Origin of the sequence: Enterococcus sp. DIV1767, assembly GCF_050542585.1 — a bacterium.
Taxonomy (GTDB): Bacteria; Bacillota; Bacilli; order Lactobacillales; family Enterococcaceae; genus Enterococcus_D; species Enterococcus_D innesii.
The window spans coordinates 543346-562910 of record NZ_CP172936.1 but is presented as its reverse complement, the minus strand read 5'-3'; the positions used below and the strand labels follow the sequence as shown (position 1 = coordinate 562910).

Sequence of the window (19565 nt, the reverse complement as noted above, 5' to 3'; positions counted from 1 at the left end):
GAAAAAATAGGTTTATAATTTGGAAATAAAGAGTTTTAATAATTTATTTGACGATGAATAGACGGCGCAAAAAACAAATTATAAGAAAATGTCGTGCATTTTATTTAAGTAATACGTTCATTTTTTGAATTGTAGAGATTCGTTGTTCATAAATTGTGTCAGTGTAAATATCTAATGTCATCTTTGTAGAGGCATGCCCGAGAAGTGCACTAATAGATGCAATATCTCCTTGAGCTTCTAAACAGCGTGTTGCAAAAGTGTGACGAAGTTGATGAAAGTGGATAGCCTCCAACCCAGCTTTTTTTCGTATTCTATGAAAATGATACGTTAACAATCTAGGTTCCATAGGATGATTACAGACTTGAAATACAAATTCTTTATGATTTTCTCGGTGGGCTTTTTTCAGCAGTTTTAGAAGTGTTTCTGCTATTGGAATCGTCCGTTGTGAATTCGCCGACTTTACTTTTCCTAAATGCATGTGGGTATGTTGATCATATCCGGCGCTGGAAATTCGTTGAAAAGTATGACTGATTTTAATGGTATTTTCCGAAAAATTAATATCTTCCCAACGAAGAGCAGAAATTTCTCCAATCCTTAATCCCGTGTAAAGAGCTAAAATAACGGCTAAACCTGTCTTGTCGCTTTTTGATACACGTATTAATCTCTTTTGCTCTTCTTGTGTCAAAGAACGTATAATATTTTTCGGCTTTTTAGGAATTTCTAATTGTTCACTGGGGTTTGCACGTAATTTTCCTTGTTCCACTGCATTTTTCAATGATTTTCGTAAGATTCGAGTAATTGTTTGGATTGTTGAAATAGACAGTGACTGTATTTGCCACTTATCTATGAGTTTTTGTAAATGATTTGTACTTAATTTTGACAATTTCAGATAACCAATATCAGGTATAACATATTTATTTATTTTGTAATTGTAACTAGAGATAGTTGAGGGACGAAGAAAAAATTGTTGCTGTAGCAACCATTCATTAAACCAATCTCCAACAGAACCTTGGTAAATTGTTACATCCTTCGTCGATACCTGATACTCAAATTTTTTTTTAATCAATATTTCCTTGCATTCACGATAAGTTGAACGATAAACATATCCGTAATGAATTTTTCCATTTAGTTTTCTTCCCTTAGGGTAACGTCCCTCCCAACGTCCATCTTTTCTTTTGTAAATATTTTCTCCCTTTCGACTCATTTATAAATTCCTTTCTTGCGTCTAAATAAATTTGACGGCGCATTTGACGGTTTTAAAAATTTTTCTTTTGTTCTATTTCTTTTCTTCTTTTAACTTACTTAAGTGAATTTTTTTTACTATATTAAGATTATTATTAATAGCAATAACATACTGATTGACATTGACGTCAATTTTCATTTGTTTTATAATTAAAACTGATATAGTAAAAAAGAAATTTGTTTAGTAAAAGGTGTTGATTATAATGATTTCAGCACTTTTTTCTTGGAATTAAATCTTCTAAGAAACTAATTTCTTTTTTTAATACTTTGATTAATTATTAGATTTTGATTTTTAAATCTTATAATTAAGTGTTTGAACTAGTGGAAACAAATTAAATTGTACTTAAATCTCCTCTCGTAGCCATAAAGCAATGATATGATGGAAATTTTTGATTTTTCCCTTTCAAAATAGTAGGTACATTAGTGTTCTGTATAAACAACTATGAAGCGTATGTTCAACTTCTTAGTTAGAATTAGGTTCAGACATTTTGATTTTAGAGTAGATTATCGATTTGTTCTAACTAAAGAAGAAGTTTATATTAAAGCGGCCCCAAAAGTAATGATTTTTGGGGCCGCTTTAATAGTTATGTATTTTTTTATACTCATATTTGTCTGAATTCCATAGGATTCACCTTTACTATAAACTAGAAAATGGTGAATACTATAGAATATAGAAAATTAATTTATTACTGCAAATATCATTCTATTTATCCATTAATACTATCGAAATTTAGAATGTACAAAATCATCTAATTATTAATTTCATGTAATGCGCTCTCCTAAAAAAAAAGGAATAGGCAACAAAGTAGTTGGCTTATTCCTTTTATATTTTATTAGACAAGATAATGAACTTTTTTCAATCATAATGAATACATATTGGACGTCCATTTATTGGATCTTCTACAATAGTAGCATCTATATCAAAAAGTTCTCTAAGAAGTATTGGTTGCATAATATCTGTTACCGATCCTTGTTTGATCAGCTTACCATCTTTCATTGCTAGCATGATATCTGCAAACCGAGCTGCTAAGTTTAAATCATGAAGAACCATCACCACAGTCAAAGAAAGATGTTGCTGCAATGAATCTAGTAATTTCAAAATATCTAATTGATGTCCCATATCCAAATATGTCGTAGGTTCATCCAATAAAATAACTGGAGTTTTTTGAGCGAGAGCCATTGCAATCCAGACCCGTTGCTTTTGTCCGCCAGACAAGCTGTCCACTTGCCGATGCGCCAAAGCTGTTAACTCTGTTTGTGCCAAAACATTCTCTATAATTTGTTCATCTTCAAATGAAATTTTCCTGAATACTCCTTGATGCGGATAGCGCCCCAACTCAATAATCTCTCGAACAGTTGTATCAGAAGGGGTCTCAATACCTTGAGGCAAAAAGGCCAAACTTTGGGCAATCTCTTTTGTTGATAGTTCGGTCAAAGCTTTTGAAAACAAAAATACTTTACCTTGACGTAAAGTAAGTATTCTTCCCAAGCCCTTTAACAAGGTAGATTTCCCACAACCATTAGGTCCAATAATAATCGAGGTTTTTCCTTCTAAAAAAGATACATCAATATTTTGGATTACATTTTTATCTTGATAGCCTAAAGATAAACCTCGACCTTCTAAAACATCACTCATTCGCATTCTCCTTTTGGAAGAACCAACGTAAGATCCGACTTAAAGCCGTAAATACAATAGACATATGGTTTTCCTCAGGTCCGATATAGAAAGATATTTGTTTTTCTGATATTCCTTGACACAATATATTGTAACAGCGCTCGGCTAATGTTTCCATCTTCCCATGGTCATTTTCAACTGCAATAAATAAGCGCTTATCCGAAATCGACGATTGTGTTGCCAAGCGATCAAAAAACGCACATTCGTCCCACCATAAAGAAGGGCTGATGGCAAGAAAATCAGTTATAAAGGGCAACCTCACTATCTCGAGATAGCTTTCAAGAACACATAACCCCCCCAACGAATGTCCCAAGAGACCAACTTTCTCATTATCGATTTGATAGTGTCTACCGATGTGCTCGTGGATACGCAACAGTTGTTTCTGAAATGTGGCTAAACCACCGCCATTAGGCATATCTAACTCCTCTTGAAGAACTGAATGAATTCTTTCAGGTGTGTAATCGTTAAAACGTGCATCTCGTTGAAAAGCGTCTTTCGTATCATAGCCAATAGACACAATCATAGCTGGCCAGACGCCTGTTTTAGGTGAGTTACGTGTTTGCAATAATATGGTTTGTGTCACCAACGGTCCAAACGCGTTGCCATCTAACACATAAAGCAATGGAAGTTTTCCCCAAAAAGATGCTTCTTTAGGTATTGTGATTGACAATAGCTTGTCTTCAAATCTATGCACTTGTTCCATCTATTTCTCTCCTATTCTTTATATACAATCCAATTAGATAAGGTATTCCAATAACCCCTATCACTGCATTTAAAGGAATTTCATTTGGTGAAAATAGATTCTTGGCTACAAAATCTGTGAAAATTGCCACCGTCATTCCATTCCAAAAAATACAAGGTATCAAAATTTGCGATCGGCGATCTATGTATAGCAAAGTCAAATGGGGAACCAGTAAACTAACAAAGGCAACACTCCCCGCAACAAAAACAGTAGCACTAACCAAGATAGCCGCGATGAGCAAGAAAAATAGACGCCAACGGCCATAAGAAAAACCAATATTCATCAAATGAAGATCACTGAACCTTAAAACAGCCAAATGCTTTGCCGTCAAAATCACCAAGCAAACTGAAATCAGCACCACCGGCAAAATATTTCTTGTTGTTTCCCAACTTGCAGTAGCAATCGATCCTTCAAGCCAATGATTGACACGATCATAATCTTCAGGATTGATTTTTAAAGATAAAAACGTGGTGACAGCCGAAAATCCTAAATTAATTGCAATTCCGTTCAATAAAAACAACATCATATGCACTTGACTGCCACGAAAAGACAGTAAGAGATTTAGACTAATTGCCATACAAGCACCTATCAAACCAAATAACAGCAAAGAAGCATATTGATAGTGATTCAGCTCGGAGAAATAAGATCCTACCAATAAGAAATACAAAACACTGCCACAAGCAGCCCCCGTATTGATGCCTAATAAACCAACATCTGCAATTGGATTGCGAGATAAAGTTTGGATGATATAACCGGCAACCGCTAACGAACCACCCACTAAGGCTGCTACCATCAGACGCGGAAGACGAAAGCTAAAGAATACCAAATACGCTTGTTCGGAAACAATCCCGCCAAAAATCAATCGCAATAGTTCTGACCATGACAAGTGATAAGACCCCATACTTAAGGAAAGACAGGAAACCAAAAGAAAGACCGCGATAGAAAGGATTATTCGCTTACACATTATAATCCCCCCCCTTTCCAGACCTGATGAGCCATAAGAAAATTGGTACACCAATCATGGCAAACATAATTCCAACCGGTGTCTCAAATGGATAATTCAAATAACGCCCAAGATAATCCGCAGCGACAACCATCACAGCGCCCACCAAAGGAACATAAATTATCAGTTTTTCATACCGATTACCATATACCAGACGAGCCATATGAGGCACAATTAAGCCTACAAAGGCAATTCGACCAGCAATAGCCACTGTTACCCCTGTTAAGACAACGACCAACGCTTGTAAAATCAATTCGAATTTTTTTCGTTCCATACCGATTGCCACTGTCAAGTCATGATCATAACGGTATACAGTAAATTGCTTGCGTAACACAGCAATGAATACAATTGCAATCAGTAACGGCAAAATAAAATATCGTACCTGTTGCCACTCTACACGGTACAAGCGACTGCTATACCACGAAGTCATTGATTGTGAAAGACTAAAATAACTTGCAATAAGTGTCGTCAAACTTCCTAAAATCATTGATACGATCAAACCAACAAGCGGTAAAGCCAACGGTGAGTGATGGGCCCGTACTTTTTTTAATCCCACTTGAATCATTAGATACGCAACAAATGACCCGGCAATTGAAGCAATAATTCTCTGAGGCATTGATGCATCTGAAAAGAATACCAATATCAGTATAACCGCAAGCGCGGCCCCATCATTTACCCCCATCAATGAAGGATCAGCTAATGTATTACGATAGTGAAGTTGCATCAGTAAACCACTTAGAGCCAAAGCAGATCCAGCAAATAACGCGATGCTGACCCGAGAGATTCGTGACAGCAAAATCACTTGTTCTTTTACAGTGGAATCATACGATTTGATCACTGCAAGCAATGTTTGACACGGTTCAGAAATTTCAAAAGTCAATGAAAAGAAACAAACAATCAACAATAAGAGGATGAGTCCAGCTCCCCACACTAAATCTCTTTTGTTCCGTCTATTATTTTTACTGTAGTTGGTCGCTTGCACTTGATAAAAATGCCTCTTTACTTAGGTAGGTACCGCCTTGATATCCGGCATCAACAATATTATAGTAAACATGATTAGAATTAACAGCTGGAGTACTTTGCCAAATAGCATTTTCTTTTAAATTATTTAGGAAATCAAGATGACCAGCATTTTCTTCATCGCTGAATTGAACAAAAACAACATCCACATTCCATTTTGCAAACTGTTCTACAGAAATAGTAGTCTGTGCCTCAATCGCATTTAATTCTTCCGGGATTTGGAAACCAAGATCCCCATAAATCATTGGATTATAGTAAACCTTTTCACCATAGACACAAAGTTCACCGTCGCGAATCCGAATTATAACAGCTTTTTGATCTGGAGTATTTGGATGATCCTTTTTGAATGCAGATAAATCTGATTGATAATCGACGATTTTTTGTTCAGCATCTTCTGTCTTACCTGTTAATTGACCCATTAAACGTAAATTGTCCTCCCAATTAATTGATTGATGAGATACATTGATGGTAGGTGCTATTTTACTCAAACTGGCCGTCACAGAATCATCAAACTTGGTGGAACCCAAGATGACATCTGGGGTTAAAGCAGTCACTGCTTCGACATCCGGGCCAAACTTGTTCCCCACATTTGCTACATCTTCACCGAGATGTTCTTTCAAATAATTAGGGAATCCATCACCAACAGTAACCGCCCCTAACGGTTCGAAACCAAGAGCCACCGCATCTTCCATTGCTTCTAAGCTAGCCGTTACAATTTTTTGTGTAGGATAAATTATTTCATAGTCTTTATCTAAATAAGTAATTACCTGTTCTTGCGATGCTAAGTCCGGACTACTTTCATTTTTTGTCTCAGAAGATGTTACTTGCTGAGAGCTTGTTGTTCCACAAGCTGACAAAAAAACTAACATACAAAAAATCGCACCTACCCAACAATTTTTTTTCATTTGAACCACTCCTTCTAATTGAGAATCATTATCATTTAGAAAACATTTTATCACACTCCTATTTTTTTACAATATTTTTTCTACTTTTTGTAGATTACATCACAATAAAAATCCTGTACTCGCTTATTTTATTATCTGCCTATCTTGCTACATTATGGTATATGAGGATTTAATTGATGATGATTGTGTTACCCATATTATTAAATCGAGGTTTGCGTATTACGGAATATCATTTAACTGATATTTATTAGTACAAGTTAGCTAGCGCTATGGTACTGTTTATACGAAATAAGGTATCACCCTGTAAAGGAAAAGCTCTAAATTTTGTCAGCTAATTCTTTTTTCCTGAAAAAAACAAAGAATACATTACTCTTTTTTCAACAAATAACAGTCATTTCAACTTCTGAAGTAATCATGGTAAAAAAATAACCAATTACATGCAAAAATGACCACTTCAGAAAATTACACGTGAAAAAGTATAATATTTCTCTTTACTTGCGATAAAAACACTTCCATTGTAGAATATTTATGGCACTATTTCATGGCCAAAGAAGAGTATTAGGTAGGGGGAATTTTGGGGAAGTGTGCCTAATACCCTTCTCTTTTAAATTAGTACAGTTTTTACTTGCTAAAATTATTGATTAAAAAAATAGTCAGATATTTATTGATTTTTATTAATAAAAAATGTAATGTATAATCATACCAACCAATTCAATTTTTCATAATTCTCTTTTGAAGATCACTCTACTAAAATAGAGTGATTTTTTATAAATAAAACTATTTTTTATCAGGACTAAAAAAAACCAGCCTATTTATTACAGGCTGGTTTTTCATATAAGAAGTTCGCTTGAATGAAATTGATTCATCAACTACAATTTACAAATGTTCATTTAAAAATATAAAAGAGTATCAGGCATCTTGAGAGCTTGGGAAGATTCTTTAAACACCTGATACGTTTTTCAATTTCATTATTTTTTCAGATTATGTGTATTAATTACTTTAAAATGATTTATACCTTACTGAACCAAAAAATATTATTTTTTAAATTTATCTTTTGCGTCGATAACAACCTCATCGACTTTATCTTTGGCATCTGCAGCAACTTCTTTAACTTTACCAACAGCTTGATCCAAAATACCTTCAGCTTTGGTCTTATTATCTCCTGTTACATCTCCAACAACCTCTTTAGCTTTGCCTTTAGCTTTGTCGAAAGTTCCTTTGTCAGTCATATGCATTCCTCCTAAGATTTTTAATATTTTGGAACAAATTAATTATCCTATAGTTAGAAGTGTTTTACAACTGAATTTCGTACTTTTAGATCAAATAATTATCATTTGACTAATTAAATAATAGAAATTATTATATTTTTAAAATAATATAATTTAAGAATATTATTGGCTTATATGGCGTCATAATATGCAAACTTAAACACCATTTAAAACATGATCCATATTTTTAAGTAAAAGTTTCTATAGAAAGGGAATAGAATTAATGGAGACTTTGTAATTAACCACATTTGTCAGATCAAATTTTAATAATTAAATTAAGCAGATGAAGAAACTGTCTATATTTATAATTGACATTACTACTAAATGATCAAAATGAATACTTTTTGTATACCTTTAGGGCCGTTAAAAGTTCTTTTTGTATCTTTAAAGCCCACTTTCTTATATAAATGAATGGCTACTTCATTTTTTATATTAACACCTAAATAGATACTGTTTACTGTCGGAAAAGTTCTTTTTGTAAACGTTGGCAACTTTTTTAGTGCAGAGGTCGCGAATCCTTTTTTCGTTTGGAAATAATCGGTTGAAAATGACCTAAGCAATAAACTATCAGTATCGTTTGTGTATTTGAACTTATCCTTACCACTATCTAAAACAAAGAAACAGACTAATTTTTCTTTGTCAAAACAAAGTACAGGAAGGAATGTTTCTGGTAAATCTTCAAGAATTTCTTTTGGCAGTGCTGTATATGACAAATCTTTTAAATAGTAATTCTCAATATTAGATTGAAACGATTGATTATATGGGATTAATTTCATAATAAGTTCCTCTTTATTACGTGATTTTTCGTATGTATAAACTACTAACTATAGTTAAAAATATACCACAATTAAAATTTTTAAAAAGTTATAAAGATTTTTACTGATCCTAAATATCGTTCAATCTACATTTTCTTACCTTATTTCCTTTGTTGTAAAACAGATTAATTACTGGAACACCTAAACAATCTGTTAGTGTTATGCAGTAAAGACCCTTTAGTAAATCAATACTTAACAATAAATTTATTTTTGGAGAAATCTAATTCCCAACGAATTATTGATACTATCTTCATGATCCAAATAATTGTAAAAATTGCTAATAGCAAATATAATTATATTACCATATAAAAAAGCATCATTTAATTGCGCCACTCCTCCCCGGGAGTGGTTGTTTTTTTAAAAAACATTAATTAGAAAAATTATTTGTAGCGGATACTAAAATCAATTAAAAATAAAATGAATAAAAGATTGTTTTGTAGCTTCTATCGAAAGGAAGTAAAATGAACATAAGAAAAATTTCAACTACCGACTTTTCTAATATCTACAAGATCTATTCTTACTATATAGATCATTCCACAGCCACATTTGAATATGAGAAACCAGTTGAAACAGAGTTTTCGAAGAAATTAAAAAACGAGCTAGACTGCTTACCTGGTTTTATTGCATATACGGAGAATGACATCTGTTTGGGATACGCTTATGCATCAAGGTATTCTTATGAGAAAGCTTATGACAGAACAGTAAAATTAACAATTTATATGAATCCGCATCATCATCAAAAAAAGGTAAGCTCACAGTTATATACTTATTTAGAACAAGCTTTAAAAGCCCAAGGAATTATTCAAATGCTCGCATCTATCACTGCAAGTAATATAGCCAGCTTAAAATTTCACGAAAAGAGAAATTTTGTAGAGATTGCTCGTTTGGAAAAATTAGGATTTAAAATGGGGGAGTGGCACGATGAAGTATTGATGCGAAAACAAATTAATCCCTATAAAAATTTTTAATTTCCTACAAGTTATTTTTTGAAGTCTGTATTAATTTCAATAAAAACCCAAGATATATTGTATTGCTAGACTTCTTAATTGTTTGTTCCACTAAATCATGCACTGCCGATTGACCAATTAATTGCGAAAAGAATTCTGAAGCGGAATACTTTGCTCTATACAAGTATTCTTTTGTAATACTCTGATCGATAAATACTTCTAAATAATTTTTATTAACTAATCTATCAATCATAAGATATAGTGTATTCACTTTGAAATCAGGATATTTTTCAAGCAGTAAAACTTTTGTTAACTGCTTATTCTGCTCGTAAAAGGCTAGCATGATTTGATATTCAATTTTGGTTAATTCCATTTTTAATATACCTTTTTTCCTAAATTTAATGAAACTCAATTGGTTAAAAGATTTTTATTTCTTATATCGAATTAGCATAATGGTTTTTCTCTAATTGATACTCCCCCCACTTTATACTATACAGACAATTTATTTTAGTTGCCAAAGCATACTTATTCTACTACTATGTCTATAGTGCTTATGCACAAAAAAAGTACTAGGTGAAATTGGGGAATTTAGATACTCAGCCTAGTACTTTTCTTTTTATTCTATATAAAAATATAGAATATCCTATTTTTGAAAGCAACATATTTGAAATATTATAGACTATAATCTAACATTTAAATATGTCTCTCTGTAACATGTGAAGCAAGGATAAAAGCGGCTTGGGGAAGTCTTCTTTTATCTTTGCTCTTTTTGATTTTAGCACTAAAGAAATCAAATAGATATAATTTAAGCTTAATGGAATATTTTCATGTTGTTTAGACCATATTGTACACAAAAATTTATTTATAGATAAAAATATCTGCCTTATTGACATTATTTATTTAAAGTATTTTCCTAATTAAAAAACTATTTTAAAGTACTACGATAATCTAAAAAAACAATACTATATCTGAAATGTTCAATTCTCTTTTTTGCTCTTAGGGAAGATATAAAAATAAAACACGGAGCCAATGATAATCGCTGGCGGCACAGAGATACTCAATAGTTTTAAAGCGGTGGTTAACAATACACCTAACTTTTCTTGAATAGAAAGATTCATAATCGTGCTGAAGTCTTGATTGAACGAAACGATCATCGTGACAAAAATGATAAAGCAAAAACTAATTACCCCATACTTGACACTTACTTTTAAAACTTCATTGTCTTTCTTAGTTTCTTCCAAAAGTAATGTTTCTAATAAGATATCCAATTCTTCGGCTATTTTGATCATATTTTTTTGCTAGGGTACGTAGCGCCTAACTCCCATTTAGAGATTGTTTTATCACTCACTTCTAATAATTCTGCTAGCATACTTTGCGTTAGCTTATTTTTTCTCTATGTTTTTTCAGCTTAATTGCTAACATCGTTTCTTTCATTTCAACCACTCTTCATCGATTTTTACCATTCATTTTGACATAAAACCTATGATTTAACAGGAATTCTTGAAAAAGAGAGTAAAATAGAGGGCTTTTTTAGCTACTTAATACAGAACTAGGTAAAATACTGTCTGTTTTTGAGAAACTCTATGAATAGAATTTTAACATCCATTCAATAGTAGGAAAAAAGAATTGGTTTCTTTACTACATAAAAGTCTATCATTTTTCTGATTATTAATTCTGCTCTTATACTAATACTTTTATTAATAGATCAAGATTTTTTTCATTTATACTACAGTTGACAAACGTGGCAGCTGCGTCAATACTTCCGATAAAGTCGTTAATTCAGTTATATGATAATGCCCATTTGGTACTGCTTCTTTCAACAGCTTCTTCGCAACAAACACCGCAATATCAGCCGTCATTTTTGCTTCTTCTTCCCCAAAAAGAACGATTTTTGCAGAATCTTCAACTTGACCATTGGAAACTTTTACAACGAAAGAGCGATCCCCAACTATTCCTCGTTGCATTAACCATACGAGGCTATTAAGTACCATAGGGCTTTTGAAGAGACCTGCTAAACCGGATTTTTTTATAGTTATTAACAATGCTGTTAACCAATTTTGATCAAAACCGAGATATGTTGAATAATTGCGCGATGGATCTGCAGTAAAAAGCAGATGTTGATCCGCAAAGTCAAAATTGGCACTGCGACGTTTTCCAAATGATGGGCCAAAATCTGTTTTACGACCATATACAAAATTTTCAGTTTTTTGTGACCACTGAGGATGTTTATATGTTCGGTTTAACTGATCAAACGTCCATTTTACTGCTGCTTCACCGTGGCGATCTCCTATGCCTAAGAGGACATCGATTACTATATTTTGATTGGAGGGTTCACTTTTAACATACGCTGCAGCGGCCAAATTGGTAACCCCTGGTGCCAAACCTAAACCAATAACTCGCTTGCTTTTTTTAGGAACGGGTAATAAATCAACTTTCTTCAAAAAATCACTATTCGCACTGATATCTAAATAATCAATGCCCAGATTTTGACATTGCTCAATAAATCGGGTATCCGTTTGATCCAAACAAACAATTACCATATCAAGATCGGCTAATTTTTCAGACATAACAGCTTGAGCCAAGTCTACTTCACGCTGCTCTAAAACAGGTGAAAAAAGCTTCGCAAATGCTCTCATCTTTTGTAAATTTCTTCCCATAAAAACGACAGAATATCCCTGCCTTGTTAATTCTTTTACGATTTCTTGGCCAACCTGTCCGTGCCCGCCGACTATTGCTATCTTTTTCATATATTCTCTCCTTTATTTGGTTTCTTACTTTTTTAAATGATAGTTGGAGTTATTTCTGTTCTTAAAAATTTCAGCAGAATATTCTCCAAATAAAAGTTCTAGACTCCATAGTTACAATAGCTTGAGCTACCCGCTCAGTAATCGTATCATTACTAATGTTTTCATTTATATGAAACTTATTGCTTCTAATTGTTTACTATAAAAAATAACATCCCTTTTATGTTTACATTTGTAATCTCATTCTAATACTCTACATTTTTTGTTTACACTTGTCAATGATAAAACTCGCTGATTCCGTTACTACTTGAAGACAAATTAATTAAGAGTACTGGGAAGAAAAAACTTGCTTTTTCTTCCCAGTACTCTTCTTTGAATGATGATTACATCTTACTTACTACGTTATAAATTACTTATATATTTTAAGCATATTTAGTCAGCCTATCCCACTCTGATATGATAGAGAATGCTAGAATCGATAATATTGAGCTCTTACGCGATTAGTAGTAAGTTCATAACTCATCTTAGTTATCTATTTTCATATCCGAACAAATTTATTTTTCCTGATAAATATTCTCCCAGATAAACATCACTGATACGGTCAAATCCTTGCTGATTTATTTGTTCCTTGAGCCATTCATCGTCCTTCTTTATCATATCTAATACATCTAAATTAGCTTGTCCATCTACAATAATAGGATATCTAATATTTTCGTCTCCAGATTCAATGATAGTCAACTGGCCATTTTGTTCTAAAATAGCTTTTTTAATATCTTCCACCTCATAAATACCATTTGCTCTTAACTTAAACATCAACTCATTAGCAGATATTCCATTTTTCAAACAAATATTTACGTTAACTTTTCCATTTTGAATTAACGTAATCGGTCGACCATCGATTATTATTTTCAAATAGCGATTATGTTCTTTAGCAAATTTGACTATTAAGACTAGTAAGGTCCATATAATCAAAACTAACACAAATTGCAGAACGGTAATAGAATCATTGTATATAACACCTCCAATGATTCCACCTAATACATAGTTTTGTACTTGATCCATAGCAGAAGACGGCGCTAAATTACCTTTGCCCATTAAATTAATTTGAAGAATTAAACATAGAATGCCCAAAGCAAATTTTATAATAATTGGAGTATATAATTGCATGTATTTTCCTCCTTATTTGATGTAAGTAACGTTTGTATTTATAAGGTATGTTTCGGTTAATGTGTAGGAATTTTGGTCTGCGCTTAAACTTACCTTATAAAACCTATCATCAATTTTTACTATAATCCCATCTGAAAATTGTGTTGCATTAGCATAAATTTCATTTAGGTTCCTATTTTCTTGTTTTGAAATGCCTTTTATAAAGTTAACCATTTGAGAAGATTGAGAATGTTTAGTTTTATTCATCTGATAATCTGAAAATTGCACTCCTAAGGCAAACAATAAAGTTAAGGAGAAAATGATACTTAAATCTCTGTACTTAGTATTAATTCTATGTCTTAAATAAAGTGAAAAAACTAATATTAATAATACCAAAGAGCCAAAAATTAGAAAATATTTTAAATAGTCGTTGATATTTGACTGGTTTTCTAAAAAATCTATTCCATAAAAATTCATTCTTACCTCCGAAAATAAATATTGTAGGTTTCATGTAAATCACAAAAATGATTTTCTGATTAAACACCTATGTCGATTATACTAAAATAAAACTTTAATTTAAAACAAAAAAAGTTTGTATTTATTATTTCATTATATTGTATCCCTTTAAGTAAATTCCCAGTATACGTAACTAACTTAAGCTTATAAAAACGAGAACTACAAAAAGACCAAAACATTATGCTTTGGTCTTTTTAATTAATATAGTGAAGTTTTAATTAGGAGATACTTTAATTATTCATGTAATATCTAACTTTAACTCTCTTCCCAAAATATCTTCGTTTTTAAGAGGACAAGTAAAAAAGACATCCGATACCATCGAATGTCTTAGAAAAGTTGTTAGAATAGGTTTTCCATTTTATAGAATATATAACAAATGTTAATTCTAAAAAACGAAAGTTTTTAGTACTTCTTCTGTATGTTCATATGCATACTTCTTTCTTACATGACTAAGCTTACATGGAATTTAAATCGATTTGAAATCATTATTTTCATAGACGGATGAAATAACTAAACATCACGAGGAAATTCCTATAACATAGAATTTATCATTATAATTTATTCTTCCACCGTTTAATATAGAAAAAAGATCAAAAGACAATAAGTTTTTGACTCTCTTTTATCTCAATTTGACCATAATATACATTGATAAAATATTATCATCATCTATACTTGTTCAATATGAACCAACAACTATCTAATGATAAAAAAACTTTTAACTTATTTTAAAGATAAATATATTATGTAATAGTTTATAATGAAATAAATAAATGGTAGATTAAAGTAGCAGCAGACACAGTTTTTTTAGAATTAGCCTTTTTTTAAAATATTCAGAGCTGATAGATTACGATTAACCAGTTAATTTTTAAAGTAACCAAACATAAATAAGCTACTATCATGGTTTAAAAGGGATCTCTTAGTAAATTGTAAAGCATTTTATCTGTCTTTTCTCTTAAAATCTATTAGAGCAACTTAACATGGCATTATGCCAAGTTTATTTTATTTTCTAAACTGATTAGTAAGAGTATAAGTCTTATTTTGAGAGGTATTAAAGATGATAATAGAATCTAAACTAATTGAACAGCCATATTCAGGCAAATATCAAGAGACAATTTTTGACGTAGAGAGTAATTGGAATTCAGCTGATTGGACTTATGTTGAATTTATAGAAAATGATTTTAGTGAGTGGTGTGGAGTTTTTAGAGGATATCCTATAGGTGTTTCTTTTTCTAAAAAAACAACAAAATACTAATTCTTACTTCAGATTATTTATATGAAATGAACAGTCTTACCAGTAAACTTATTGATTATTAATCTAATAGCGAATATAAAAATCTAACAGTAGACGAAATATCAGGAGATTTTATAATTTCAGATGATTATAAAATTGAGATAATTCAACTATCACTAAGTAATAAGGTTACAATTGAAAGTCCAATAGAAATGGATTTAATTGAGTTCACTTCTTGGTCTCTTAACAAATTAAAAATAGTCTGTAAAGAAATTACAAATTTGGACAATCAGTTTTATCTCGAATTAGATATTAACTTGCGCAAAATAAATATATTGAGTTCTGAAATAAAAAAATAGTTATTTAACACATCATTTAACATAATCTCGAATCACAATATACAGTAATTCCATAGTTATTAAAGGTAGAAACAAAGATAAATTATCAATGTGTGCTAAAAATATTTTGTGCACTTCAGTTAATTATCTACCTATACTCCTAAAAATTCATAGCAATTTTTTTCGCGCCGAATTCTTTTTATCTATTCTAAGAAATTCTATTGCGTTCATGCTCTTGATTATCCTATAAAAATGAAAAAAGTAGAAAACTATTCAGTTTCTGAACATATCGAAGAATTGTTCGAAAATTCATCGATTCCTATTTTTAGCTGAATATAGATTTTGTTATGGGTTTCTGAACACTCTTTTTAACAATTTAATCATACACATTCAATTATTTGAAATCTAATTTGCACAATATATCTGGCCGCCAAGAAAGGTTTATATAATTGATTCAGAATAAAGCCAACAGAGTATACTCAGTTGGACGCACGACTAAAAACTTTAATGCAAAAACGATCCAAAGTAAATTGGATCGTTTTAAAATTACACAGTTGTATTTTAGATACTATTTTAATATTTATAGCTTTATCTTTTTTGTTAATATAAACAATTTAATCTTAGTTTAAAAGATAAAAAAGTAAAGATCAATTTTTTCCATTTTTACCTGAGAAAAAATGGAAAATAATATTATCAAAATCCAAACCTTTGACTATGATAGTAAGATACTTCTTTATCTTATTCATTTAGTACCAATTCCGTTAGGTAATCACAATGCGAATATTCATCTATATCTACTGGTACCTCATTAAAACCATATGAATGATAAATATGTAATGCTGATTTCAATTTTTTATTAGAGTAAATTACGATTTTTTTTGATCCATTATTTTTGCAAGCTTTAATGCCTCACCGAAAATAGCCTTTCCTACACCGCCCCCTTGAAATTCTTTGTTTGTAGCAAATTTGCAAATCTCCCATACTTTTAGCTGTCGTTCTATTACCATAATAGTAGATAAGACAAAATCATATTCAATAGCAAAGAAAACCATTCCCCCTTGTTTTAAATAGATATCTACGTTCTCTAACTGTTCAGTATCCTGTGATTCTATATCAAAATATTCTTTAATCCATTGTTGGTTTAAGTCAATAAAATGTTTTTCATATTTTTCTTCATAACGAATTACTTCCATTTTTTCACCTCTTTAATTAATTATGGTTCCATACCCATTTTTCATCCATCACTTCTTTATTTTTCCACTTTTTAGTTGGTGTTGCTTCTGATAAAGTAAAACCACTTCTAACATATAGATTTCTAGCTTGAGCTAATTCATTAATGGTCCATAGATATACTTGCTGAATCCCATTTTCAATTAAATACTCCATTAATTTATCCAATAATCCCTTACCCAACCCCAAATGTTGGTATTTTGAGTCTACAGCAAACCAGTGTATTTCCCATTTATTTTTTTCATTTTCAACAAGACCTATAGATCCTACAGGAACATTATTTACTTTTGCGATCCAAATTTTCCCGTGTGTCGGTTTTTTAGTGTATTGAAGCAAAGTAGTTAATATATGCGCTTGGATTACATTGTCATATCCTAGTTCTGTATAGACTCTGCTGTTTAAGTCTGCTATAAAACCAATATCTTGAATCCCGCCTTCATCAATATCAATTTCATTTTTTTTCTCATAAGTATTTTTGAAAATAGTCATTGCGGTATTTAATCTCTGTATTTCTTGATCAGAATAGGAGTGTAACTCTTCTTTTAATCCCTGGCGTACAGTTTCAATTTGCTGTAAGTACATTTGAATCCCTTTGCTTGTCAGGGCTAAAATAAATGAACGCTTATCGCTTTTATCTTCTGTACGCAGCACAATATCATCTTTTTCAAGTTTATTTATCATTTTACTTAATTGGCCTTTATTTATCATTAACCTGTCGCTAATATCTTTCGCACTTATTCTATTATTGTTATAAATTTCAGCTACTACATTTGCTTCTACAATTGTAAAAAGTTCACCATAGAATTTAAAATCAAATTTCCCTAAAAGATTAGCGTAAAACCGGTTAAATTCTCGAAACTTATCTATAAAATGCAGATTGGTCATATGTTTTACTTCCTTTCTATATTAACAAATATATATAATATAGTTTCAATAGTCAACTATATTAGATTTTAATATAAACTATAATAATTTATTTAGTATATTTAGAACAATTTATTTAATTGGTTACACTTAATTGTTTTTAATTATCATTCCAAAATTAGTTGCAAATAAATTATTATTTTAGATTATATGAATACAATTAAATGAACTTATCGAAAATTGAAAAATTAGTAAAAAGTTAGAATCAAAAAATTTTGAGTTTCTGACCCTTTCAAAGTATTGTCAAATGATTCGTAAATATGATTTTTAAATGGATAATGATTTATTGACGAGCTTAAGGACACAAAAATAAAGAGAACGGATGAGCTTTTCCGTCCCCTCATATCTTTAATTATAATTCATGAATGCAAAATGCTTTCATTTTACTTCTCAATTATCTTTCGATCTAAATAACTACTAATCGCACTTTCAATTGTTTCTATATTGCTATGCTTAGGATTGTACTCTAATAGTTCCCTTTCTTTCGAAAGATCAAAATACCCACTTCTGGCAATATGATAGTAAGTGCTCGTCACATCTTCTTCTGTATCTATCGTCTTACACCATTCTTCCCACGGCAAGAAATCGATTTGCATCTCTTGATTAAAGTATTCATAGACAAACTTTGCGTATCCATAAAGAGTAATTGATTCACCACTAACAGCGTGGAAGCTCTGACCCAATGATTTTTTTCTATGTGTAATAGCATTCAGAAACATTTGTGCAACGTCCTCCCCATGAACATGGTGGATCGTTTCCATACCTAAATTAGGCAGATAGATTTTTTCTCCATTTGCTATTTTTTGGAAAACATTAGGGTTGGCATTTCCCAACGGGCTGATGATATTCCAACCTGGTCCCGATATTTGGCCTGGCATGATGATTGTTGCCGGAAAACCCATTTCTTTATATGCTTTTTTTAAAAATAACTCACTTTTAAATTTTTCTTTCCCATATGAATCTAAAGGTTTTTTATTTAGGTCATCAGGATTGAAGGGTAAAATTTCTGCTCTTCCATGCGCCCAAATAGAAGAACAAAAAAGATAATGAGAAAGTTCGCTATCTTTAAATGTTTCTACAATAGCTTTTGTGTCTTCAATTCTGAAATTAATCAAATCGATAATAATATCTGGCTTCATGGCTACTATTTTTTTCAGAAAGTCAACATCTTTTGTTCTATCCATAAAAACACTCTTCACTTGTGTCCAAACATCATCTTCTATATATGGTTTGCTTTTGCTTCTAGTTACACTTACCACTTCATAGTTTGCTTTTACTAGCATCGGTACTAAAAATGTGCCCATATGACCAGTACCGCCTAAAACAACAACTTTCATTTTTTATGCCTCCTTATTATTTATCGCTATAATTTTATTTAGCGGAAAATCTTCTAAAGTAAGTGAGCTGCTTTCAGAACCTTGTGCTAGCGTATTCTTATAGTAGTTACATTTAAAATCAATGCATTCTCTATAAGTCAACAGGTCATTGATTTGCTGGTCGATTGCTTCTCTTCTTTCAACAAACATCTGGTAACGTTGCTCAAGCGAACTATCTCCTTCTTCTGCCCATTTTATGAATTCTCTAATTTTAACTAAAGACATTCCTGTTTTTTTAAGCAATAAATCACGGCTATGAACTCTAAATCTGAGTCTTCAAAAATTCTCTTCCCAGATGAGGATCTTTTCACAAATGGGAGTAGTCCTTCTTTATCGTAATACCTCAAAGTATAACCAGAAATCCCTATTTTTTCAGAAATTTGGCTAATAGTATAACTCAATTCCTTCACCTTTCCTTCTATAAAATAAGGATACCACTTAGA

At 31.4% G+C, this 19565-nt stretch carries 21 protein-coding genes; 2 read left to right on the top strand and 19 right to left on the bottom strand.

Going from position 1 to position 19565, the window contains the following annotated elements; translation table 11 throughout:
• Positions 1–100: 100 nt before the first annotated feature.
• The 8 genes from IGI78_RS02700 to IGI78_RS02665 form a co-directional block, all read right to left on the bottom strand.
• On the bottom strand, positions 101–1204 hold the full coding sequence (locus IGI78_RS02700) for a tyrosine-type recombinase/integrase (protein ID WP_430618332.1): 1104 nt from the start codon (positions 1202–1204) through the stop codon (positions 101–103).
• Between the two features lie 894 nt (positions 1205–2098).
• The gene (locus IGI78_RS02695; protein WP_430618330.1) at positions 2099–2878 is read right to left on the bottom strand and encodes an ABC transporter ATP-binding protein; all 780 of its coding nucleotides are present in this window, start codon (positions 2876–2878) and stop codon (positions 2099–2101) included.
• Positions 2871–3620, bottom strand: a complete 750-nt coding sequence (locus tag IGI78_RS02690; protein ID WP_430618328.1) for an alpha/beta hydrolase — start codon at positions 3618–3620, stop codon at positions 2871–2873. The genes IGI78_RS02695 and IGI78_RS02690 overlap by 8 nt, the downstream gene beginning before the upstream one ends.
• Positions 3604–4623: a FecCD family ABC transporter permease gene (locus IGI78_RS02685; RefSeq protein ID WP_430618326.1), complete on the bottom strand. Its 1020-nt coding sequence runs from the start codon at positions 4621–4623 to the stop codon at positions 3604–3606. Before IGI78_RS02685 ends, IGI78_RS02690 begins: the two co-directional genes overlap by 17 nt.
• On the bottom strand, positions 4616–5593 hold the full coding sequence (locus IGI78_RS02680; protein WP_430618324.1) for a FecCD family ABC transporter permease: 978 nt from the start codon (positions 5591–5593) through the stop codon (positions 4616–4618). The genes IGI78_RS02685 and IGI78_RS02680 overlap by 8 nt, the downstream gene beginning before the upstream one ends.
• Positions 5594–5621: 28 nt before the next feature.
• Positions 5622–6587, bottom strand: coding sequence for an iron-siderophore ABC transporter substrate-binding protein (locus tag IGI78_RS02675; RefSeq protein ID WP_430618322.1), 966 nt, complete (start codon positions 6585–6587; stop codon positions 5622–5624).
• Positions 6588–7621: 1034 nt separating this feature from the next.
• On the bottom strand, positions 7622–7816 hold the full coding sequence (locus IGI78_RS02670) for a CsbD family protein (protein ID WP_196044748.1): 195 nt from the start codon (positions 7814–7816) through the stop codon (positions 7622–7624).
• A 359-nt stretch (positions 7817–8175) separates the two neighbouring features.
• Entirely contained in the window at positions 8176–8631 is a 456-nt protein-coding gene (locus IGI78_RS02665) for a GNAT family N-acetyltransferase (RefSeq protein ID WP_430618318.1), read from the bottom strand.
• Positions 8632–9131: 500 nt separating this feature from the next.
• Between IGI78_RS02665 and IGI78_RS02660 the strand changes: the two genes are divergently transcribed.
• Entirely contained in the window at positions 9132–9638 is a 507-nt protein-coding gene (locus tag IGI78_RS02660; protein ID WP_366950494.1) for a GNAT family N-acetyltransferase, read from the top strand.
• 4 nt (positions 9639–9642) lie between these two features.
• Here the strand turns inward: IGI78_RS02660 and IGI78_RS02655 are convergent, their stop codons facing one another.
• The 6 genes from IGI78_RS02655 to IGI78_RS02630 all read right to left on the bottom strand — a co-directional run bounded on the left by IGI78_RS02655 (position 9643) and on the right by IGI78_RS02630 (position 13984).
• Positions 9643–9990 (bottom strand): BlaI/MecI/CopY family transcriptional regulator, encoded by a 348-nt coding sequence (locus IGI78_RS02655; protein ID WP_196044732.1) that lies wholly within the window; start codon positions 9988–9990, stop codon positions 9643–9645.
• A 604-nt stretch (positions 9991–10594) separates the two neighbouring features.
• A complete protein-coding gene (locus IGI78_RS02650; protein ID WP_430618316.1) occupies positions 10595–10906 on the bottom strand; it encodes a hypothetical protein in 312 nt (103 codons plus the stop codon).
• Positions 10903–10986: a hypothetical protein gene (locus tag IGI78_RS02645; RefSeq protein WP_430618575.1), complete on the bottom strand. Its 84-nt coding sequence runs from the start codon at positions 10984–10986 to the stop codon at positions 10903–10905. Before IGI78_RS02645 ends, IGI78_RS02650 begins: the two co-directional genes overlap by 4 nt.
• Positions 10987–11338: 352 nt before the next feature.
• On the bottom strand, positions 11339–12364 hold the full coding sequence (locus IGI78_RS02640; protein ID WP_430618314.1) for a saccharopine dehydrogenase NADP-binding domain-containing protein: 1026 nt from the start codon (positions 12362–12364) through the stop codon (positions 11339–11341).
• A 525-nt stretch (positions 12365–12889) separates the two neighbouring features.
• Complete coding sequence (locus tag IGI78_RS02635) at positions 12890–13528, bottom strand: DUF421 domain-containing protein (protein WP_430618312.1); 639 nt, start codon at positions 13526–13528, stop codon at positions 12890–12892.
• Positions 13529–13540: 12 nt separating this feature from the next.
• Positions 13541–13984, bottom strand: a complete 444-nt coding sequence (locus IGI78_RS02630) for a DUF3290 domain-containing protein (RefSeq protein WP_200127017.1) — start codon at positions 13982–13984, stop codon at positions 13541–13543.
• Positions 13985–15077: 1093 nt separating this feature from the next.
• Here IGI78_RS02630 and IGI78_RS02625 point away from each other — a divergent pair.
• Complete coding sequence (locus IGI78_RS02625) at positions 15078–15275, top strand: hypothetical protein (RefSeq protein WP_430618310.1); 198 nt, start codon at positions 15078–15080, stop codon at positions 15273–15275.
• A 1183-nt stretch (positions 15276–16458) separates the two neighbouring features.
• On the opposite strand, the gene IGI78_RS02620 is transcribed toward IGI78_RS02625, so the two are convergent.
• From IGI78_RS02620 to IGI78_RS02600, 5 genes are all read right to left on the bottom strand, one after another.
• Positions 16459–16785, bottom strand: coding sequence for a GNAT family N-acetyltransferase (locus IGI78_RS02620; protein ID WP_430618308.1), 327 nt, complete (start codon positions 16783–16785; stop codon positions 16459–16461).
• 16 nt (positions 16786–16801) lie between these two features.
• Positions 16802–17707: a bifunctional helix-turn-helix transcriptional regulator/GNAT family N-acetyltransferase gene (locus IGI78_RS02615; RefSeq protein WP_430618306.1), complete on the bottom strand. Its 906-nt coding sequence runs from the start codon at positions 17705–17707 to the stop codon at positions 16802–16804.
• 422 nt (positions 17708–18129) lie between these two features.
• Entirely contained in the window at positions 18130–19083 is a 954-nt protein-coding gene (locus IGI78_RS02610; RefSeq protein ID WP_430618305.1) for an NAD-dependent epimerase/dehydratase family protein, read from the bottom strand.
• A 3-nt stretch (positions 19084–19086) separates the two neighbouring features.
• Positions 19087–19365, bottom strand: a complete 279-nt coding sequence (locus IGI78_RS02605) for a MerR family DNA-binding protein (RefSeq protein WP_430618303.1) — start codon at positions 19363–19365, stop codon at positions 19087–19089.
• A complete protein-coding gene (locus IGI78_RS02600; RefSeq protein ID WP_430618301.1) occupies positions 19338–19532 on the bottom strand; it encodes a MerR family transcriptional regulator in 195 nt (64 codons plus the stop codon). Before IGI78_RS02600 ends, IGI78_RS02605 begins: the two co-directional genes overlap by 28 nt.
• Positions 19533–19565: the final 33 nt, after the last annotated feature.